Source organism: Streptomyces sp. NPDC054786 (genome assembly GCF_053611685.1).
Genome location: NZ_JBSHAW010000018.1, coordinates 122,691 through 141,416 on the forward strand (window position 1 = coordinate 122,691; position 18,726 = coordinate 141,416).

At 70.7% G+C, this 18,726-nt stretch carries 19 protein-coding genes; 16 read left to right on the forward strand and 3 right to left on the reverse strand.

Going from position 1 to position 18,726, the window contains the following annotated elements; translation table 11 throughout:
- The first annotated feature begins 161 nt into the window (after positions 1–161).
- The 4 genes from ACWGI6_RS17130 to ACWGI6_RS17145 all read left to right on the forward strand — a co-directional run bounded on the left by ACWGI6_RS17130 (position 162) and on the right by ACWGI6_RS17145 (position 4,194).
- Complete coding sequence (locus ACWGI6_RS17130; protein ID WP_453268261.1) at positions 162–1,274, forward strand: sugar kinase; 1,113 nt, start codon at positions 162–164, stop codon at positions 1,272–1,274.
- A gap of 73 nt (positions 1,275–1,347) precedes the next feature.
- On the forward strand, positions 1,348–2,100 hold the full coding sequence (locus ACWGI6_RS17135) for an IclR family transcriptional regulator (protein WP_393906774.1): 753 nt from the start codon (positions 1,348–1,350) through the stop codon (positions 2,098–2,100).
- A gap of 31 nt (positions 2,101–2,131) precedes the next feature.
- Positions 2,132–2,542: a RidA family protein gene (locus ACWGI6_RS17140; RefSeq protein ID WP_453268262.1), complete on the forward strand. Its 411-nt coding sequence runs from the start codon at positions 2,132–2,134 to the stop codon at positions 2,540–2,542.
- Between the two features lie 176 nt (positions 2,543–2,718).
- A complete protein-coding gene (locus ACWGI6_RS17145) occupies positions 2,719–4,194 on the forward strand; it encodes a GntP family permease (protein WP_453268263.1) in 1,476 nt (491 codons plus the stop codon).
- A 70-nt stretch (positions 4,195–4,264) separates the two neighbouring features.
- Here the strand turns inward: ACWGI6_RS17145 and ACWGI6_RS17150 are convergent, their stop codons facing one another.
- Positions 4,265–4,753, reverse strand: coding sequence for an ATP-binding protein (locus ACWGI6_RS17150; RefSeq protein ID WP_453268264.1), 489 nt, complete (start codon positions 4,751–4,753; stop codon positions 4,265–4,267).
- A 265-nt stretch (positions 4,754–5,018) separates the two neighbouring features.
- Between ACWGI6_RS17150 and ACWGI6_RS17155 the strand changes: the two genes are divergently transcribed.
- Together ACWGI6_RS17155 and ACWGI6_RS17160 are read left to right on the forward strand one after the other, a co-directional pair.
- Complete coding sequence (locus ACWGI6_RS17155) at positions 5,019–5,867, forward strand: helix-turn-helix domain-containing protein (protein WP_453268265.1); 849 nt, start codon at positions 5,019–5,021, stop codon at positions 5,865–5,867.
- A 10-nt stretch (positions 5,868–5,877) separates the two neighbouring features.
- On the forward strand, positions 5,878–6,069 hold the full coding sequence (locus tag ACWGI6_RS17160) for a hypothetical protein (protein WP_453268266.1): 192 nt from the start codon (positions 5,878–5,880) through the stop codon (positions 6,067–6,069).
- Between the two features lie 76 nt (positions 6,070–6,145).
- On the opposite strand, the gene ACWGI6_RS17165 is transcribed toward ACWGI6_RS17160, so the two are convergent.
- Complete coding sequence (locus ACWGI6_RS17165; RefSeq protein ID WP_453268267.1) at positions 6,146–7,498, reverse strand: M14 family metallopeptidase; 1,353 nt, start codon at positions 7,496–7,498, stop codon at positions 6,146–6,148.
- A gap of 248 nt (positions 7,499–7,746) precedes the next feature.
- On the opposite strand from ACWGI6_RS17165, the gene ACWGI6_RS17170 reads away from it, so the two are divergent.
- Positions 7,747–8,652, forward strand: a complete 906-nt coding sequence (locus tag ACWGI6_RS17170) for a S1 family peptidase (RefSeq protein WP_453268268.1) — start codon at positions 7,747–7,749, stop codon at positions 8,650–8,652.
- A 104-nt stretch (positions 8,653–8,756) separates the two neighbouring features.
- On the opposite strand, the gene ACWGI6_RS17175 is transcribed toward ACWGI6_RS17170, so the two are convergent.
- Complete coding sequence (locus ACWGI6_RS17175; protein ID WP_453268269.1) at positions 8,757–9,797, reverse strand: chitinase; 1,041 nt, start codon at positions 9,795–9,797, stop codon at positions 8,757–8,759.
- Between the two features lie 316 nt (positions 9,798–10,113).
- Between ACWGI6_RS17175 and ACWGI6_RS17180 the strand changes: the two genes are divergently transcribed.
- From ACWGI6_RS17180 to ACWGI6_RS17220, 9 genes are all read left to right on the forward strand, one after another.
- Positions 10,114–11,688, forward strand: a complete 1,575-nt coding sequence (locus tag ACWGI6_RS17180; protein ID WP_453268270.1) for a hypothetical protein — start codon at positions 10,114–10,116, stop codon at positions 11,686–11,688.
- A 132-nt stretch (positions 11,689–11,820) separates the two neighbouring features.
- Positions 11,821–12,540, forward strand: a complete 720-nt coding sequence (gene cpaB, locus ACWGI6_RS17185; protein WP_453268271.1) for a Flp pilus assembly protein CpaB — start codon at positions 11,821–11,823, stop codon at positions 12,538–12,540.
- Between the two features lie 13 nt (positions 12,541–12,553).
- Entirely contained in the window at positions 12,554–14,014 is a 1,461-nt protein-coding gene (locus ACWGI6_RS17190; protein ID WP_453268272.1) for an AAA family ATPase, read from the forward strand.
- A gap of 3 nt (positions 14,015–14,017) precedes the next feature.
- Entirely contained in the window at positions 14,018–14,401 is a 384-nt protein-coding gene (locus ACWGI6_RS17195; protein WP_393906786.1) for a TadE/TadG family type IV pilus assembly protein, read from the forward strand.
- Positions 14,398–14,853 carry a TadE/TadG family type IV pilus assembly protein gene (locus ACWGI6_RS17200; protein ID WP_453268273.1) on the forward strand — a complete coding sequence of 152 codons (456 nt, stop codon included), beginning with the start codon at positions 14,398–14,400 and terminating at the stop codon, positions 14,851–14,853. Before ACWGI6_RS17195 ends, ACWGI6_RS17200 begins: the two co-directional genes overlap by 4 nt.
- A complete protein-coding gene (locus tag ACWGI6_RS17205; protein WP_393906788.1) occupies positions 14,850–16,190 on the forward strand; it encodes a CpaF family protein in 1,341 nt (446 codons plus the stop codon). The genes ACWGI6_RS17200 and ACWGI6_RS17205 overlap by 4 nt, the downstream gene beginning before the upstream one ends.
- Entirely contained in the window at positions 16,187–17,134 is a 948-nt protein-coding gene (locus ACWGI6_RS17210) for a type II secretion system F family protein (RefSeq protein ID WP_453268274.1), read from the forward strand. The genes ACWGI6_RS17205 and ACWGI6_RS17210 overlap by 4 nt, the downstream gene beginning before the upstream one ends.
- A 38-nt stretch (positions 17,135–17,172) precedes the next feature.
- Entirely contained in the window at positions 17,173–18,066 is an 894-nt protein-coding gene (locus tag ACWGI6_RS17215; protein ID WP_453268275.1) for a DUF5936 domain-containing protein, read from the forward strand.
- Between the two features lie 3 nt (positions 18,067–18,069).
- On the forward strand, positions 18,070–18,507 hold the full coding sequence (locus tag ACWGI6_RS17220) for a hypothetical protein (protein WP_453268276.1): 438 nt from the start codon (positions 18,070–18,072) through the stop codon (positions 18,505–18,507).
- The last annotated feature ends 219 nt before the right edge of the window (positions 18,508–18,726 follow it).

Here is an 18,726-nt window from a genome sequence, read left to right on the forward strand (position 1 = left end):
TCATTGCGTATATCGCGTACCGCTGTCTAACATCCGAGCCATCGCCCGGTCAATGGTGGGAAACGCGGCAGGAAACGGCCGCAACACCGTGCGGCATCCGGCCGGAACCCGGTGCGGCACCCGGCCCGGGCGCGCACCACAGCGAAGGAGCGGAACCGATCGTGACCAGGTCCTCGAACGCCGGCGACACCCCCGTCCCGGGCGGCACACCCGTCCCGGACGTCGACGTCGTCTGTCTCGGCGAGTCCATGGTCACCTTCCTGCCGAACCTGCCCGGCCGGCTCGCCGACGTACCGTCCTTCGACCGCGCCATCGGCGGCGCCGAATCCAATGTCGCCTGCACCCTCGCGCGCACCGGCCACAGCGCACGCTGGGTCTCCCGGGTCGGCACCGACGGCTTCGGCGACCACCTGCTGGCCGCCATCGCCGACTGCGGCGTCGATGTCAGCCACGTCCGGCGCGACCCGCTGCGCCCCACCGGCATCTACTTCCGCACCGCCGGCGACCGCGCCACCGACACCCACGAGGTCGCCTACTACCGCGCCGGTTCCGCCGCCTCCGCCATGACGGCCGCGGACATGGACCTGCCCGCGATCCGCTCCGGCCGGGTCCTGCACCTGTCCGGCATCACGGCGGCGCTGTCCGAGGACTGCCTCGGCCTGATGCGTGAGCTGACCGCCCGCCGCCCGGGGCGTCCGCTGCTCTCGTTCGACGTCAACTACCGGCCGGGGCTGTGGCGCGACAGGGCCCGGGCAGGGGCGCTGCTCGAACTCGCGCGGGGCGCCGACCTCGTCTTCGTGGGCGACGACGAGGCCCGCGACGCATGGGGCCTGTACGACGCACGCGCCATCAGTGAAGCGCTGCCGGAACCGGACGTCCTGGTCGTCAAGCAGGGCAAGGCCGGAGCCACCGTGTTCCAGCGCACCACCGCGACCGGCGAGCGCCGCGACGGCGCGGCCGGCACCGCCACCTTCGTCCCCTCCCTGAACGTCGACCTCGTGGCAGCCACCGGCGCCGGAGACGCCTTCGCCGCCGGATTCCTCTCCGCCACCCTCCGCGGCCTCCCCGTCCGCACCCGCATCCGGTACGGCCACCTGTGGGCCGCCGCCGCCCTCACCGTCCCCGGCGATCTCGCGACGCCGCCCGCCCGCGCGCACGCCGACCGCCTGGCGGACCTCGACGACGCGGCCTGGGGGAGACTGCACCTCGGCCCCGGCTGGACCGAAGCCGAAGCATCCGGCCGCAGGGCCGGCGAGGAGGTACGTACGCGGTGAACGAGCGACGCGAGAGAACCATCGAGAGGTGCACCCCTGGCGAAGACAGGGCCGAGCGAAGCGAGGTTCCGGCATGAGCCAGACCGTCGACCGAGCGCTGAGCATCCTGCCGCTGCTCGCCGAGGGACCCGCCGACCTGGGACAGGTCGCCGACCGGCTCGGTGTCCACAAGTCCACGGCCCTCCGGCTGCTGCGCACCCTCCACGAACACGGCCTCGTCTACCGCCAGTCCGACCAGCGCTACCGCCTCGGCACCCGGCTCTTCGCCCTCGCCCAGCAGGCCGTCGAAAACCTCGACGTACGCGAGATCGCCCACCCCCACCTCGTCGCACTCAACGAGACCTGCGGACACACCGTCCACCTCGCGGTCTACGAGGAGAACGAGGTCCTCTACATCGACAAGGTGGAGAGCCGCTACCCGGTCCGGATGTACTCCCGGATCGGCAAGCCCGTCGCGATCACCGTCGCCGCGGTCGCCAAGCTGCTCCTCGCCGATCTGCCCGAACCCGAGCGCCGCGCCCTCGCGGAGAAGCTCGACTACCCCCTCTACACGTCCCGTTCGACTCCCCACGCCACGGCCTTCCTCGCCGAACTGGCCAAGGTCCGCGAACAGGGCTGGGCCACCGACCTCGGTGGCCACGAGGAGTCCATCAACTGCGTCGCGGCCCCCATCCGCGGCACGGACGGGCGCGTGGTCGCCGCCATGTCGGTCTCCGCGCCGAATGTCGTCGTCACCGCCGAGGAACTCCTCACGCTGCTCCCGCTGGTACGCCGCACCGCCGACACCATCAGCCGGGAGTACTCCGGAACCGCAATTCCCCAGTAACCACTGGTCCCGTACAGGAAGCCTGAACACCATGACCGAGAAGATCGCGCTCACCCCGGCCACCCACACCACCCCGCCCGCGAAGTTCTCCCACGGCGTCAAGAAGGGCAACATCCTTCAGATCGCCGGCCAGGTCGGCTTCCTCCCCGCGGTCGAGGGCCAGGCCCCCACCCCGGCCGGCCCCACCCTGCGCGAGCAGACCCTGCAGACCTTCGCCAACGTCCGGGCCATCCTCGAAGAGGGCGGCGCGAGCTGGGACGACGTCATGATGATGCGCGTCTACCTCACCGACGTGGATCACTTCGCCGAGATGAACGAGATCTACAACGCCTACTTCGAGGAGCAGGGCCTCAAGGAGGCACCCTCGGCCCGTACGACCGTCTACGTCGGTCTGCCCAAGGGCCTGCTCATCGAGATCGACGCCCTCGCGGTCCTGAGCTGAGGCACAAACCCCTTGCCCCGCCTGCCGTTAGCGCCATCGAGCGCACTGTTCGCCGCACGGCACGGCGCCCCGTACCGACGGGGTGCCGTGCCGCGGACCCCCCTGCCTGGAGATGCCTTCCAGGGGACCACCCGGACCTCCCGGGGCCCGCCCCTGCCTGACAACGGAGTCACCCCATGTTCCTTGCTGCCACGCCCGCCACCCCGCCACCACCACCCCACACCGGTGGACTGCTCGCCCTGATACCGGGCACCGCGGGGCTTCTCACGGTCGCCGCCCTGGGCATCGCCCTGCTCCTCGTCCTGATCATCAAGGTCCGGCTGCAGCCGTTCGTCGCGCTGCTGACGGTCTCCATCGCGGTGGGCCTGGCCGCCGGGCTCTCCGTCACCGAACTCTTCGGCACGGTCCAGAAATCCGACGCCGTCTCGATGATCGAGACCGGTATGGGCGGCATCCTCGGGCATGTCGCCATCATCATCGGCCTGGGCACCATGCTCGGCGCGATCCTCGAAGTCTCGGGCGGAGCCGAGGTATTGAGCTCCCGGCTGCTCCGCCTCTTCGGCGAGAAGCGCGAACCCCTCGCCATGGGCCTGACCGGCCTGATCTTCGGCATCCCGGTCTTCTTCGACGTCGGCATCTTCGTCCTCGCGCCGATCGTCTACGCCGCCGCCAAGCGCAGCGGCAAGTCGATCCTGCTCTACTGCATGCCGCTGCTCGCCGGTCTGTCGATGACCCACGCCTTCCTGCCGCCGCACCCCGGCCCGGTCGCCGCCGCCGGCCTCTTCAAGGTCGACCTCGGCTGGATCATCCTCATGGGCATCATCTGCGGCATCCCGGCGGTGCTCGCCGCCTGGGGCTACGCGGCCTGGATCGGCAAGCGGCTCTTCGTCGCCGTCCCGCAGGACATGGTCGAGGCCGCGGAGGAGGCCAAGGCCGCGGTCACCGCGGAGAAGGACGCGGCCGGCGTCAAGCCGCACGAGGCGCCGGTCTCCCTGGGCACCGTCCTCACCATCATCGGCACCCCGCTGGTCCTGATCCTCCTGGCGACCTTCTCCTCCATCGCCCTGGCCCCCTCGACCGGCCGGTCGGTGATCGAGTTCTTCGGCCACCCCTTCGTCGCCCTGACGATCGCCCTGCTGATGTCGTACTACCTGCTGGGCATCCGCCGCGGCTGGTCCCGCAAGTCCCTGGAGACGGTCTCCACCGCCTCGCTCAAGCCCGTCGGCAACATCATCCTGGTCGTCGGCGCCGGCGGTATCTTCGGCGCCGTCCTCAAGGGCAGCGGTGTGGCCACCGCCCTCTCCGACACCTTCCACAACGTCGGCCTCCCCGTCATCGTCCTCGCCTATCTCCTCTCCCTTGTCCTGCGCGTCGCCCAGGGCTCGGCCACGGTCGCCATCGTCACCACGGCCGGCATCGTCGTCCCCCTCGTCGAGGGCCAGGGCATGTCGCAGGCCCATCTGGCGCTGATCATCATGGCGATCTCGGCCGGGTCGATCTTCGCTTCGCATGTGAATGACGGGGGGTTCTGGATGGTGAGCAAGTACTTCGGGATCACGGAGCGCGACACGCTCAAGTCCTGGACCGTGCTGGAATCGGTGCTCTCGGTCGCCGGGTTCGCGGTGGCGGCGCTGGTGAGCCTGGCCGTGTAGGCGCGGGTGGCGGCTTCCCGTCTCCGTACGTACGCCGATGGGGCGCCCGGCACCGGGCGCCCCATCGGCGTCAGGCCGCGTGCCCGTACCCCCGCGCCCCTTCGCGCGGCAGTACGGCCCACATCCGCGTCCCGTTACCGGGCTCCTGCGACGACCCGAGTCCCCACTTGCCGTCGCAGGCCTCCATCACGCAGGCGAGCAGCAAGAGCAGGGACCGCCGCCTGCCGTCGCAGGCCGCCGCGAGACGGCGGTGGGTATGGCGCGGGTGCCCGTCGTAGAGGCTGATGCGCAGGGCGTCGTCGCGATAGCGGAGCGACAGGTAGACGCTGTCGGACGGCGTGAACAGGCATGCACAGGCGGCGAGTTCGCCGATCACCTGGATGGCGGCGGCGGTCACGTCATGCAGACCGTGCGCTTCCAGGATCGTACGGGCGGCGGAGCGTGCGACGGCCGGACTGGCGAGCGCGGCGGGAAGAGTGAGGCCGTAGGCCAGGTTTTCCGGCACGCGAGGTGTGCGGGTGTCGAGGGGGTGCGGGCAGACGGTCATGGCTGCGGGCATGGCAACTCCCTTTTGATGACGGGTGGTTGATGGTGCGGCAGCCGGTGGCCTGTCTCCCTGGCGCGGCCTGCCCTCCCAGGGCAGGAGGATGCGGGCAGGCTCGCGCGATGCGCTTCCGGCTGTGTGGAGCGTAAGCGCTGCGTTACTGACTGTAGGGCAGTGAGGGTTAAATTTGCCACTGCGTCGGGAGTTTTCTGGCCCTTGGTGGTGCCTCTCGCCCGTCAGGCGGCAGACTTCTCAACATCTCGAAGTCGGAGGGACCTTCATGGCGCAGAGGACAACGCCGACCGAACGCCAGCAGCGGCTGGGCGCCGAACTCCGCAAGCTGCGGACGGCGGCAGGCATGTCCGCCGAATCCGCAGCCGGGCTGCTGGGCATCGACCGGAGCAGGCTCTCCAACATGGAGGCGGGTCTGCGCCCCATCAGCCCGGAGCGGCTCCGCACTCTGGCCTGCAACTGTCACTGCCGCGATGAGAAGTATGTCGATGCACTGGTGGCCATGGCTCAGTCCAGCCGGGGCTGGTGGGAGAAGTACCGGGGCAGTCTCCCTGTCGGGCTGCTGGACATCGCCGAGTTCGAGTGGCACGCGGTACGCATGCGCACCGCGCACACAGTGCATATGCCGGGCCTGCTGCAGACCAGCGACCACGCCACCACCATCTTTCGCGTCGGCGTTCCTCCTATGCCGGAGCATGAGATCGCGCTACGGGTTGCCCACCGGATGGAACGCCAGCAAGTGCTGGACGGCGATGACCCGTGCGGATACGTCGGCATCATCCATGAGGCCGCGCTGCGGATGCAGTTCGGGGGACGGGCGATCGCCCTCGCCCAGTTGAAGCACCTCCTCGCCATGTCCGAGCGCGACAATGTGACCTTGCGCGTGATTCCTTTCGAAGCCGGCGAGTTTCCGGGTGCCGGGCAGACCGTGATCTACGCGGAAGGTGTGGCGCCGCAACTGGATGCCGTGCAGGTTGACAGCACGCATGGGCCGGAGTTCGTCCACTTGGAGGCGCAGTTGAACCGGTACCGGTCCCAGGTGGACGGAATGGAACGGGTTAGCCTCTCCCCCGAACGTTCGCGCGACTTCATCCAGGTCGTTGCGCGTCAACTTTGAGGGGCACTCCATGGCTGACATCCGCTGGGAAGAGCCGTTCTGCGCCGAAGGCTCGGCGTGCTTCCGTCTCGGCACCGACGACCAGGGCAACGCCTACATCGCCGTAGCGGGCGCCGAGGACGCCTACGTCACCGATAGCCGCGAAGCTCTCCGTACGCTCATCCGTGAGATAAAGGCAGGCAAGGCCGACCACCTGCTCTAGGTGTACCCGCCCTCGCCTGGGCGCGGCGGGCCGCGTCGTGGTGACGCGGCCCGCCTCTCGTGCCGGCAGTGGTGCGTCAACTGCCGCTGCTGCAGTACTGCGCCTCCTTGCCGATCGCCCGATAAGGACAGTCCGCGATCTCCAGCAGCCGGAGCACCGCCTCACGGTTTCGCGACGTCTCCTTCGGGATGACCGTGTCACGCGGGTAGAAGCCGCCGGAGCCGGAAGAGGACGGGTACATCTCGAAGGTGTAGGCGAACACCTTCTGGTCCCCCCACAGCCAGTCGTCGATCGCGCCGTCGGTGATGTACAGCTCGCTGGACTGCTCGGGGGTGTAGCCGTTGCTGGCGGCCATGTTCTTGCCGATGGTGGCGAAGGCGTCGTGGTCGTCCTGGGTCATGCCGGGGCCGGTGTCGTCGTCGGTGAAACCGAAGGGCCACAGGACCAGTTCGCTGTAGGTGTGGAAGTCGATGGCGGCCTTGATCTGCTGCTTGCCGCCCACGATGCGGCTGTGGACGAACTTCGAGACGACCTGGACCTCGGGGGCGGAGGCGGCGGACGGGCCGCGGTAGGTCTCGGAGGAGGGGCTGGACGAAGAGCCGCCGCAGCAGCCCCACTTGAAGTCCCAGTTGCGGTTGAGGTCGGTGCCGACGCTGCTGGATCCGGCGTTGGGCTGGCGGTTCTTGCGCCAGCTGCGGAACGAGCCGGAGGCGATGTCATAGGCGCCGCCGTCCGGATTCAGGTCCGGGATGATCCAGATCTCACGGGAGTCGAGCATCTTGGTGATGCGGGAGTCGGTCCCGTACTTCGAGGTGAATTCGTTGAGGAGGTAGAGGGCCATCTCGACGGTGAGATGTTCCCTGGCGTGCTGGTGGGCGGTGAAGAGGACTTCGGGCTCGGCCTCGTCCTTGGCGACGTTCTTGCTGAGCTTGAGGGCGAGGAGGGCGCGGCCCTCGTGGGACGTGCCGATGACCTGCTTGCTCAGGAGGGCGGGGTACTTGGCGACGAGGGCGTCGATCTCCTTCGTGGCCTCGTCGTAGGTGTGGTACTTCGTGTAGCCGGCGGGGAAGTCCTTGACCCGGGTGCCGGGGGGCGCGGGCTCGGTGGCCGGGGGATCGGGCAACCTGCGGAGCGCGTAGCCGAGTTGGCGGGCGGCGGCGGCCTGGGTGCGGTTCGCCGTGATGACGACGGCCCGGGCGTGGACCTCGTCGATGGTGGCGCCGGTCGTGGTGAGGGCGGTGCGCTGGGCGGGGGTGGCGAGGCCCGTCACCTCGTACTGATGGGGGAGTTCGGTGCTCGCCACGGAGCCTGCCGCGGGTCGGGCCGAGGGGAGGTCCTGCGCCTGGGCGGCGGCGATCGGGGCGGCGAGTGCGAGGGAGAGGAGCGCGGTGAGGACGGTTCTGCGTCCGCCGCGGATACGTGGTCGCATGCGGTCTCCTGTGGGGTGTGAGGCGAAGCGACGGCGTCAGTGTTGGTGCGTTGGCATGACCGGGTCAAGGCGTCGCAAAGCCAGATATGAGGCCGTCGGCGGACCGCTCCGGCCGGGGTGAACCCGGCAACTGCCCATCGTTTTCGGGAAATTCATTGCCTCATGCCGCGGTGGCGCCAACAATGCGCACGACAAAGCCGAAGGCTCCTCAAAGGGGCTTCGGTGACATGAGCGGAGAGGACCCCCACATGAACAGACCTCTCGTCGGCACCCTGGCCACGGCCGTGCTGGGAGCCGCAGCCCTGGCGGGCACCGTCGGAACGGCCCACGCGGCGCCGCAGCACGGGACGCAGCACGTCAAGCAGCAGCACCTCAAGCAGCAGCTCCCCCAGCGGCACAAGACCAAGGCGGTGGACTTCGCCGGCACCGTCGCGCTGAGCAACTGCTCCGGGTCGGTCGTCCGGATGCCCACCTCGCAGCCGAACGACCCGGCCCTGGTGATGTCCAACGGCCACTGTCTGGAAAGCGGTATGCCCGGCGCCGGCGAGGTCATCGTCGACCAGCCGTCCAGCCGGAGCTTCACCCTGCTCGACAAGTCGGCCGGCCGGGCGGGCACGATCAAGGCCACCAAGATCGCGTACGCCACGATGACCGACACCGATGTCTCGCTCTACGAGACCTCGTCGACCTACGCCCAGATCGAGCAGAAGTACGGGATCAAGCCGCTGGAGCTGGCCACCGACCACCCGGTCAAGGGCGCGGCCATCAGTGTCGTCTCCGGCTACTGGAAGAAGATCTACTCCTGCAACATCGACGGGTTCGTGCCCACCCTCAAGGAGGGCGACTGGACCTGGAAGGACTCGGTCCGCTACACCCCGCAGTGCCAGACGATCGGCGGCACGTCCGGATCGCCGGTGGTCGACACCGCCACCGGCAAGGTCGCGGCCATCAACAACACGGGCAACGAGGACGGCGAGAAGTGCACCGTCAACAACCCGTGCGAGGTCGACGAGAACGGCAATGTCACGGTGCACAAGGGCACCAACTACGCCGAGGAGACGTACGGGATACCGAAGTGCTTCGGTGTCGGCAACAAGCTGGATCTGAGCGCGGCCGGGTGTGCGCTGCCGAAGCCGGCGGCCACCCGAAGGTGAACTGACGCGAAGCGCGACGCCAGGTCCCGTGCACGGGGTGCGCGGGACCTGGCGGTGTGTGGGGGGTGGCGCCGGGGCACCGGAGCGCCGGTGCCGTGGTGCCGTTACGGGAGACCGTGGACGTGCGCGCCCACCTGGTGTGCGAACTCATTGCCGTTGGCGGCATCCCAGTTGGTGGACCAGGTCATCGCGCCGCGCAGGCCCGGGTAGGTCCTGGACGGCTTGAAGGAGCCGCAGCTGGTGCCCTGGGTGAGGCAGTCCAGGGCGGCGTTGACGACGGACGGGGCGACATACCCGCTGCCGGCCGCGCTCGCGGAAGCCGGCACGCCGATGCCGACCTGGGACGGGTCGAGCCCGCCTGCCAGCTGGATACAGGCGAGCGAGGTCAGGAAGTCGACCGAGCCCTGGGAGTAGACCTTGCCGTCGCAGCCGTTCATCGAACCGCTGTTGTAGTACTGCATATTGACGGCGGTCAGAAAGTCCTTGATGCCGAGCGCTGTCTTGAAGTACTCGTTCTGCGGTGACTGCATATCGATGGTCTGCGGCGCCATGGTCACCACGACGTCGCCGTGCCGGGCGTGTACGGCCTTGAGCGCCTGTGTCATATAGGTGGAGTTGAGGCCGTTCTCCAGGTCGATGTCGACGCCGTTGAAGCCGTATTCGTCCATCAGGCCGTTGAGGGAGTCGGCGAAGTTCTTGGCGGAGGTGTCGTCGCTGACGGACACCGCGCCCTTTTCGCCGCCGACGGAGAGGATCACCGACTTTCCGGCCGCCTGCTTCGCCTTGATGTCTGCCTTGAATTCGTCGGTGGAGCCATAGCCGACGGCCGGGTCGAGGTGGAAGGCGACGGCGCCGGGCGTGCCGGTCGCTTCGGCGAACGAGACCGCGATGATGTCGTAGGCGTCGTCGACGTCCTTCAGTTTCTGCACCGTGGCGCCGTTGTTGAAGTTCTGCCAGTAGCCGGTGACGGCGTGCGCGGGAACGGCCGCTGTGTGTGCGGCGGTGGCGGGCCGGGGGTGGTCCCCGGAGGCGTGGGCGGTGCCGGCCGCGAGGATGCCGGCCGAGGTCAGTGCCGCAGCGGCCAGTGCGGCCAGGAGTCTTGCCGTCAGCCTGTTTTTCGACGTGCCTGATCGTGCGCGAACCACGATTGCCTCCGTGTGGGGGGAAGGAGAGGGGAGTGGTGCGGATGCGCGATTCAGGGGCCCCTGCGCGTGCGGTACAACGTGGTCCAGACCATTGATCCTGTCAAGAGTCCTGCCGGAAGCGGATGTTCCCCTGAAGGCCGCTCGGGCGGTATGCGCCCTTTCCCTACGGGGTGATGGTCATGACGAGTAGCCCAGAACGTGTTCTCTGGGACGTATCTCTGTGGATAAAGTGCTGAACGTATGGCGCCTATGGCGCAGAGCTGTGCCGATCCGCGGTCCCGGGGCCCCCGGCGGCCGGAGGGAGTGGGGGAGCGACGTGCCGACCGCGATTGCCGTCACCAGCCCGGACCTCGCGATGCCCGCGACCGACCGGCAGACCCCCGCCGCCGTCGTTCTGCAGGCCCCGCATCTCCAGCCGCTGGACGACGCCCTGACGGAGACCAGCGCCGTCCTGGAGCACCACGGCCACCTCATCGTGCTGTACTCCTCGGCCTGCCCGCCGGAACACGTCCGCCGGCTGCACACCCTGCGCGCCGTCCTGGAGAGCGACCGGATCGCCATCGTGCCGCTGTCCCTGCCGCCACTGGGCGTGGCGTTACTGGCCCGCCAGCTGCGGCAGTTGTCGCTGTGCGACTTCAGCCCCGGTGTGCTGGCCAGCGCCGCGCGGCTGCTGCCCCACTACATTCACGCCGGCGCCCTGCTGGGCAGCGTCAGCGGCCTGGACCGGATCGAGGTCGACCTGCGGTCCCATGTGAAGTCCTGGCTGCCCGGCGCGCACTTCGCGGTGCTGGCCCATCCCGAGCCGCAGCTGCTTCACCTGGACCGGCACAGCACCGAGGCCGGACTGCCCGCGCCCGGGTTCGCCACCCAGCTCGCGGTCGCCCGCGGCCAGCTCACCTCCGAGTGGGTGACCGGGGCGCTCGCTCCGGCCTGGCGGGTGCAGGGCGTGTACGAGGCCCGGCTGCCCGCCGAGTCCGCCCGGTGGTGGGGAACCCAGAAGCTGATCGAATTCGCGGCGGCCATACCGGATGTGTCGGTCCTTCACCAGCTGGTGGCCTCCGTACGGCGCGAGGCGTGCGGCTGGTGCGGACTGGAACTCCTGGGCGATCACTGTGCGTTCTGCGCGGCGCCGCTGTCGAGGGAACGGGCGGCGGGGGGTGGCGGCTCGGGGCAGGGGCCGGCGGCCATAGCGGGTCCGGAACCCGGGCCGGGCACCGCCACCGCGCACGCCCCTTCCGCCGCACCGTCGGCGGCTTCGGCCCCTGCGCTGCCTTCCGCTCCTGCTCCTGCGCCGTCTGCCGTGCGGGCACCGTCTGCCGCTCCTGCCCCGTCTCCCGCTCCCGCCCCTCCGCCGACCGTGGCTCCTTCCTCCCCCGCTGCCGCCGCTCCCCCCGCCCCTCCGCACCCGCCGACGTCCGCGCCGGCCCCGGGTCCCGCTCCCGAACTGCCGCCGGCCTCCGGAGGGCCGGGCGAGCCCGCACCTCCCTCGGCGCCGCCGGCCGAACCGCCCGCCTCGCCGTGGGGCGAACCGCCTCCCTCGCCGTGGGGCGAGCGCGGCCTCTCGCCGGTGGCACCTCCTGGTGTGGCCGGTGTGCTCGGTGTGCCGGACGTGGCGGGCGTACGCGGTGGCGGGCCCGGTGAACCGGGGCAGTTGGACGTCCGCGGGCCGGATCCGGCGGCGGGCTGCCCGGCAGCGTCAGGGAACCCGTACGGGTCCGGGCGTCCGGTACCGGGGAACCCCTACGCATCCGACGGCCCCCGTGCCCCCGGGCACTGGGAACTGCCCGGTCACCCCGACTTCGCCGGCCACCCGGAGCACCCCGGATACCCGGACCTGCCCGGTGGGCCGGAGGCCCCCGGCACCCCGCGGACGGTGGCCCGCGTGCGCTGAGCCCACCCGGGCCGCCCGCGCCCCCGCCCCCTCCGGCCGACCACGTCAGCCGCCGCCGGCCCGTCCCCGTCCGGCGCCCGCCCGCCCCCTGTCCGCCCGTCTTCTCCCCGTCCCGATCGAGGTCCCTCCCCCATGAACTCACGCCAGCGCCGCGGAGTGATCCTGCTGCTCCTGTCGGTTCTCTGTGCGGTCGGCGCGTTCGTCGGCGTACTGTCGGTGATCAAGAACGTCGAGTCCAAGGTCGGTCCCGAAAAGACGGCGTACCGGCTGAAGACGGATGTCGCGGCCTATAAAGCGCTGGATCCTGGGCAGTTCGAGAAGGTGAAGATGCCGCAGCGGTGGCTGCCGCCCACCGCCGTGACCGACCTGGACAAGGTCAGCGGCAGGATCGCGGTGACTCCGTTGAAGAAGGGGTCGCTGTTGCAGGACGACATGATCGTCGAGCGGCCCGCGCTGAAGGCGGGCCAGCAGGAGATCGCCATCATGATCGACGCGGCAACCGGCGTGGCCGGCAAGATCAACCCCGGTGCCCGGGTGAACATCTACGCCACCTTCGAGGGCAAGCGCCCCGAGGACAAGCCGGTCTCCAAGGTCATCGTCTCCGGCGCCCAGGTGATCGACGTCGGCAAGCTGACGCCGCTGGAGGCCAAGGACCCCGGCGACACCACCACCGCAGGCCGGCAGGCCGGTGAGGCCGTCCCGATCACCTTCGCGCTGAACACCCAGGACGCCCAACGGGTCGCGTACGCCGAGTCCTTCGCCTCTCACGTACGGCTCGCCCTGCTCGCCCCCGGCAGCGAGGCCACCATCCCGCCCGGCCAGCGCACCTACACCCTCGACGGCGACAAGTGACCCGGAGGCTCAGGTGACCATCCGTATCCTCCCGGCGATCGGCGACCCGGACGCCGCGCGAGCGGTGTCCTCGCTGCTCAACCAGCTGCCGGACGCCGAGCCCGCGCCCGCCGTCGCCGACTCCACGGCGCTGCTCAACGCGCTGGCCGGCGCCGCCGCCCAGGGCGCCGGCGGGTCTTCGGCCGGCGCCCCGCCCGCGGCCGGTCCGCCGTCCGCCGTCGAGGCGCTCCCCGAGGTCGTGCTCGTCCATGAGCGGATCGGTCCGACGCCGGCGCTGGAGCTGATCCGCGAGGTGGCGCTGCGCTTCCCCGCCGTCGGCGTCGTACTGATCACCACCGACGCCGGGCCCGCGCTGTTCTCCGCGGCGATGGACGCCGGTGCCCGCGGCATCGTCGGACTGCCGCTCGGCTACGACGAGTTGGCCGCCCGGGTGCAGGCCGCCGCCCAGTGGTCGGCGGGCGTACGGGTACACCTGGGGGGCAGCCCGGAGGCGGTCCCCGGACCGGCCGGCACCCTGGTGACCGTGACCGGCGCCAAGGGCGGGGTCGGCACCACCGTCACCGCCGTGCAGCTGGCGCTGGCCGCACGGGCCGCGGGCCGAAGCGTCGCACTGGTGGACCTGGATCTGCAGTCCGGCGATGTGGCCTCCTACCTGGACGTCCAGTTCCGCCGCTCGATCGTCGATCTGGCGGGCATTCAGGACATCTCCGTACGGGTCCTCCAGGACGCGGTGCACGACCACCACACGGGTCTCGGGCTGCTGCTGGCGCCCGAGGAGGGGGAGCGCGGCGAGGAGGTCGACGACCGGGCGGCCCGCCAGATCATCGGCGCGCTGCGCTCCCGCTACGAAGTGGTGCTGGTCGACTGCGGCTCCCAGATGCAGTCAGCCAACGCCGCGGCCGTCGAACTCGCCGATGTGGCACTGCTGGTGACGACCCCGGACGTGGTGGCCGTACGGGCCGCCAAGCGGCAGGTGCGGCTGTGGGACCGGCTGCAGATCCGTCAGGCGGAGGACACCACGACCGTGGTCAACCGCCTCACCCGTAACACCGAGATCCAGCCGCCGCTGGTCGCGAAGGCCACCGGCACCCAGGTCGCCAGGACCCATGTGCCGGCCGCCTTCAAGGAGCTCCAGCCCTGTGTCGACGCCGGCCGGATGCAGGATCTCGACGGACGGTCGACGGTGCGGCAGGCACTGTGGGCGCTGGCGGGCGAACTCGGCCTGGTCGAGTCACCGGCCGTGCGGCAGGGCCGGGGCAGCCATCGGGCCCGCCCGACGCTGACGGGGCGCAGGCGCAAGGCCATAACGCCGGGGGCGGCTCCCGGTTCCGGGGCAGGCCAGGGCCCGGCATCGGGGTCGGCCTCCGGGGCCGGGGCAGGGTCCGGCATCCGGCTCGGGGCGCGGCGCGGCTCCGCGGCGGCGGCCGGCGGCTCGGGCCCGTTCGATCCGGCCGGTCCGTACGAGGAGGGCTGAGCGGTGCGGCGCCCACTGGGCGGCAACGACCGGGGGCAGGTCGCCGTGGAGTTCATGGGACTGCTCCCGCTGATCCTGCTGGTCCTGGCGCTGCTGTGGCAGCTGGTGCTGGTCGGCTACGCCTATGCGCTCGCCGCCCACGCCGCCGACCGGGGCGCACGGGCCGGCACCGCGACGGAAGGCGGCGGTTCCGGCGCCTGCCGGTCCGCCGCCGAGGACGAACTGCCCAGCTCCTGGCGGGGCGGTGCCACCATCGCCTGCCGCCCCGAAGCAGGCGTGTGGAAGGCGACGGTCCAGATCGAGGTCCCGGTGCTCTTCCCCGGCGCGGGCAGCTTCCCCTGGTCCGCAAAGGGCTCGGCCGGCGCCGCGAAGGAGGTCCCCCGGTGAGCGCCGTACGTCTGCCCGCCCGGCTCCGCGGCCACGGCCGCGACCGGGGCACGGTGTCCGTCGAATTCCTCGGCTTCCTGCCGATCCTGCTGGTCATCGGGCTGGCCGTGGTCCAGCTCGGACTGGCGGCATTCGCCGTCCAGCAGGCCGGTACGGGAGCGCGCGCCGCCGCTCGTACCGCCTCGATGGACGAGGCCGACCGCACGACCGGCCCGGAGGCCGCCGGGCGGGCGGCGATGACCGGCTGGGTCTCGCGCGGCGCGAAGGTCCTGGTGGACGGCGGCGGGGGCGACGCGGTCCGCGCGACCGTACGCGTCACCATCCCCTCGCTGCTGCCCGGCATCGACGACTTCGGCACCGCCTCCCGCAGCGCCACCATGCCCCGCCCGCAGAAACCCGGCGCCCTGGGCCTCCGGGCAGCGCACCCGTACGAAGGAGCACCCTCGCGATGAGCCTGAAAGCCCGGATCGTCGCACCCGAGCCGGCCGGTGAGGCGCGCCAGGACAGCAACATGGTCGCCGTCTACCGCGCCAAGCTGCTCGAAGAGATCGACCTCGCCGAGATGTCCTCGCTGGCCGCGGCCGAGCGCCGCGGGCGGCTGGAGCGCGTCCTGGGCCACATCATCAGCCGTGAGGGGCCGGTGCTCTCCACCGCCGAACGCGCCCAGCTCATCCGCCGGGTGGTGGACGAGGCGCTCGGCCTCGGGGTGCTGGAGCCGCTGCTCGAAGACGCCTCGATCACCGAGATCATGGTCAACGGCCCGGACCAGGTGTATGTCGAGCGGGCCGGCCGGGTCGAGCTGCTGCCCGTGCGCTTCGCCTCGCACGAGCAGCTGATGCAGACCATCGAGCGGATCGTCTCGACCGTCAACCGGCGGGTCGATGAGTCCAATCCGATGGTCGACGCCCGGCTGCCGTCCGGCGAGCGCGTCAACGTCATCATCCCGCCGCTCGCGCTGAACGGCGCCACCCTCACCATCCGCCGCTTCCCGCGCGCCTACACCCTCGCCGAACTCATCGGCATGGGCACGCTCGACGAGCAGATGCTGATGATGCTGGCGGGGCTGGTGCGAGCCAAGTTCAACGTGGTGGTCTCCGGTGCCACGGGCGCGGGCAAGACCACGCTCCTCAACGCGCTGTCCGGCCTGATCCCGGACGGGGAGCGGATCATCACCGTCGAGGACGCCGCCGAACTCCAGCTCCAGCAGAGCCATGTCATCCGGCTGGAGTCCCGGCCGCCCAATGTGGAGGGCAAGGGCCGGATCACCATTCGCGACCTGGTACGCAACTCCCTGCGGATGCGACCCGACCGCATCATCGTCGGCGAGGTGCGCGGCGGGGAGACCCTCGACATGCTCCAGGCGATGTCGACCGGCCACGACGGTTCGCTCGCCACCGTCCACGCCAACAGCGCCGAGGACGCCCTGATGCGGCTGCAGACCCTGGCCTCCATGTCGGACGTCAAGATCCCCTTCGAGGCGCTGCGGGACCAGATCAACAGCGCCGTCGACTGCATCGTCCAGCTCACCCGGCACGCCGACGGCTCCCGCCGGATCAGCGAGATCGCCATCCTCGACTCGCGCGGCCACGAGGACTACCGGATCGCGACGGTCTGCCGCTTCGACGCCGAACCGATGGGCGCCGACCGCATCGTGCACGGGCGGTTCCGCTACTTCCCGCTGCCGCGCCGGGTCGCCGAGCGCCTCTTCATGGCGAGCGAGCCCACCCCGCCCGCCTTCGGCGTCGCCACCGATGACGCCCAACTCGCCACCCGGAAGGCCACCTCATGACCGGCGGGAACCACCTCGCCCTGCTCGCCATCGGGGCCACCCTGCTGTGCGGGCTGCTCGCGATCGCCGGCGTGCGGACGTACGCGGCCGGGCGCGCCCAGCGGCAGGCCGTCGTCGACCGGCTCGACGACGAGCGCCGGCTGCCGGCCGACGGACGACGGCGCCGCTTCCCGTCCGTCGACCGCACCCTGCGCGGCACCCGCTTCGGCCGCCGCCTGGAACTGCGGCTGGCGGCCACCGGCCTGGACGTCACCCCCGGCGAATTCTTCGTCTACATGCTCGGCGCGGTGCTCGCGCTGTGGCTGATCGCGCAGGCCACCCTCGCCCCGTTCTTCGGCCCGATCGCCGCGCTGGTCGCCGTCTGGGCGGCGTTCGCCTTCCTCAACTGGCAGCGGCAGAAGCGCATCGAGAAGTTCATCAACCAGCTGCCCGAACTCTCCCGGATCCTCGCCAACGCCACCCAGGCCGGGCTCGCCCTGCGGACGGCGCTGGGCATGGCGGCCGAGGAGCTGGAGGCCCCGGCCGGTGAGGAGCTGGCCAAGGTCTCCGACAAGCTCGCCGTCGGCCACTCCGTCGACGAGGCCCTCGGCGAGCTGGCCGAACGCCTCCCGTCCCGCGAACTCGTCGTACTCGTCACCACCTTGGTGCTCTCCAACCGCGCCGGCGGCACGGTCGTCGGCTCGCTGCGCAACCTCACCAAGACCCTGGAGGAGCGCAAGGAGACCCGCCGGGAGGTCCGCACCCAGCTCTCGCAGGTCGTCGTCACCGCCTATGTCGTCCCGCTGCTCGGCATCGGCACCCTGCTGCTGATGAACCGGATCGCCCCGGGCGCCATCGACCGGATGACCTCCTCCTTCCTCGGCCAGCTCGCGGTCGTGGTGGCCTTCGCCCTCTACGGGCTCGGGTTCTTCTTCATCCGCCGGCTGTCCAAGATCGACGTCTAGATACCGGCACCGGCATCGGTATCTCCAGGGGAACAGGAATGGGAATCGGAATTCTGCTGGCCGCGGCCTTCGCCCTCTCGGTCGCCGGCATCTGCTGCGGTATCGCGCTCTACCGCCGTGAGGCACGGCTGCCGCCCGACCTGGCGCTGTCCCTGGAGGTCGGCGCGACGCGCACCACGGTGGTCGGTTCGGCGGTGGACCGCACCGGGATGCGCTACGCGCCGCTGGTGCTGCGGCTGATGGGCGACAAGCGCACCGCACGGGTCCGCCGGCGGATCGACCTGGCCGGCAATCCCGGCGGGCTGACCGTCGACCGGTACGCCGCCCGGCGCGCCGTCTACGGGGCCCTCGGTTTCTTCGGCGCGCTGGTGATGTTCCTGCGCGGCCAGCCGCTGCTGGGCGTCCTGATGGTGCTCTTCGGTCTCTTCTGGACCGAGGTCGGCATCTGGGCCGCGATCCGCCAGCGCAAGGACACCATCGAACGCACCCTTCCGGACTTTCTGGACGTGCTGGCGGTCGTGGTCAGCGCGGGCCTGAGCTTCCGTCAGGCACTGGACCGGGTCGCGGAGAAGTACGAGGGGCCCTGGGCCGATGAACTCCGCATCACGCTGCGGCAGATGGACATGGGGGTCAGCCGTCGCGCGGCCTTCGAGGAGCTACGCAAACGCAACGACTCCGAACAGGTCGCCCAGTTCGTCACCGCCCTCCAGCAGGGCGAGGAACTCGGCTCGCCGATCGTCGAGACCCTGATCCAGATCGCCAACGACATGCGCCGCACCGACGCCCAGAACGCCCGGCGCCGCGCCGCCCGCGCCGTCCCCAAGGCCACCATGGTCGTCACCACCTTTATGGTTCCGGCCACGATGATCCTGCTCATCGCCGGGTTCTTCCTGGGCTCGGGTACCAACTTCGGCTCGCTGATGGGGAAGTGAACCGTGCCACGGACCCGGGCCACCGCTCCGCCCCCGGCCGCCTGGCGCCGCTGGGCCGGGCTCGGTGTCCCCGCGCTGGTGCTCCTCGGCGGGGCCCTTTCCTTCCTCTCCACCGCCTTCTCCACCGACACCTTCCACGACTGTCACTATTTCGGGCCGTCCTTGCGGATGCACATCTTCGGGTGGGCGGGCCTCTGTGCCGGCCTCGCCGCCCCGCTGCTGTACGCCGTGCTGCACGGTGGCGCACTCCGGCGCGGCTGGGCGCCGGCGGCGTCCCGGGCCTCCGAGGCGGCCATGGTCTTCCTGGTTCTGGGCGTGCTGCCACTGCTCTTCGAGGCCTTCGTGGTGTGGACCCTGTACGCTCCCGATCCGGCTGGTGGCAACGACTGTTCGGGCCTGGTGTACGCGCTCGGCGGCCGTGGCCCGCACCCGGCCGGATGAGTGCGCTCCACCGCTCGCTTCTCGTCAACTCCTTCGCAAGAGCAACGAGTTGTGTCACAGTGGGTGGGCGGACGGTTTCGCTCGCACTACGGTGCGGATGGGCCGCCCGGTCCAGATGGGCAGCGGAACGGGGCATGGTTCCGGAGGGGGAGCGGGGGTGGGTGGGGTGCGACTGAGTGGCCGAAATGCGCCGTTGGGCCCGCCGTCCGTGATCCCAAA

What these genes read in the sequence shown, in the direction of transcription:
- ACWGI6_RS17135 (WP_393906774.1), top strand. Translation starts at nt 1,348, where the DNA reads ATGAGCCAGACCGTCGACCGAGCGCTGAGCATCCTGCCGCTGCTCGCC.
- ACWGI6_RS17140 (WP_453268262.1), top strand. Translation starts at nt 2,132, where the DNA reads ATGACCGAGAAGATCGCGCTCACCCCGGCCACCCACACCACCCCGCCC.
- ACWGI6_RS17145 (WP_453268263.1), top strand. Translation starts at nt 2,719, where the DNA reads ATGTTCCTTGCTGCCACGCCCGCCACCCCGCCACCACCACCCCACACC.
- ACWGI6_RS17150 (WP_453268264.1), bottom strand. Translation starts at nt 4,753, where the DNA reads ATGCCCGCAGCCATGACCGTCTGCCCGCACCCCCTCGACACCCGCACA.
- ACWGI6_RS17155 (WP_453268265.1), top strand. Translation starts at nt 5,019, where the DNA reads ATGGCGCAGAGGACAACGCCGACCGAACGCCAGCAGCGGCTGGGCGCC.
- ACWGI6_RS17160 (WP_453268266.1), top strand. Translation starts at nt 5,878, where the DNA reads ATGGCTGACATCCGCTGGGAAGAGCCGTTCTGCGCCGAAGGCTCGGCG.
- ACWGI6_RS17165 (WP_453268267.1), bottom strand. Translation starts at nt 7,498, where the DNA reads ATGCGACCACGTATCCGCGGCGGACGCAGAACCGTCCTCACCGCGCTC.
- ACWGI6_RS17170 (WP_453268268.1), top strand. Translation starts at nt 7,747, where the DNA reads ATGAACAGACCTCTCGTCGGCACCCTGGCCACGGCCGTGCTGGGAGCC.
- cpaB (WP_453268271.1), top strand. Translation starts at nt 11,821, where the DNA reads ATGAACTCACGCCAGCGCCGCGGAGTGATCCTGCTGCTCCTGTCGGTT.
- ACWGI6_RS17205 (WP_393906788.1), top strand. Translation starts at nt 14,850, where the DNA reads ATGAGCCTGAAAGCCCGGATCGTCGCACCCGAGCCGGCCGGTGAGGCG.
- ACWGI6_RS17210 (WP_453268274.1), top strand. Translation starts at nt 16,187, where the DNA reads ATGACCGGCGGGAACCACCTCGCCCTGCTCGCCATCGGGGCCACCCTG.
- ACWGI6_RS17215 (WP_453268275.1), top strand. Translation starts at nt 17,173, where the DNA reads ATGGGAATCGGAATTCTGCTGGCCGCGGCCTTCGCCCTCTCGGTCGCC.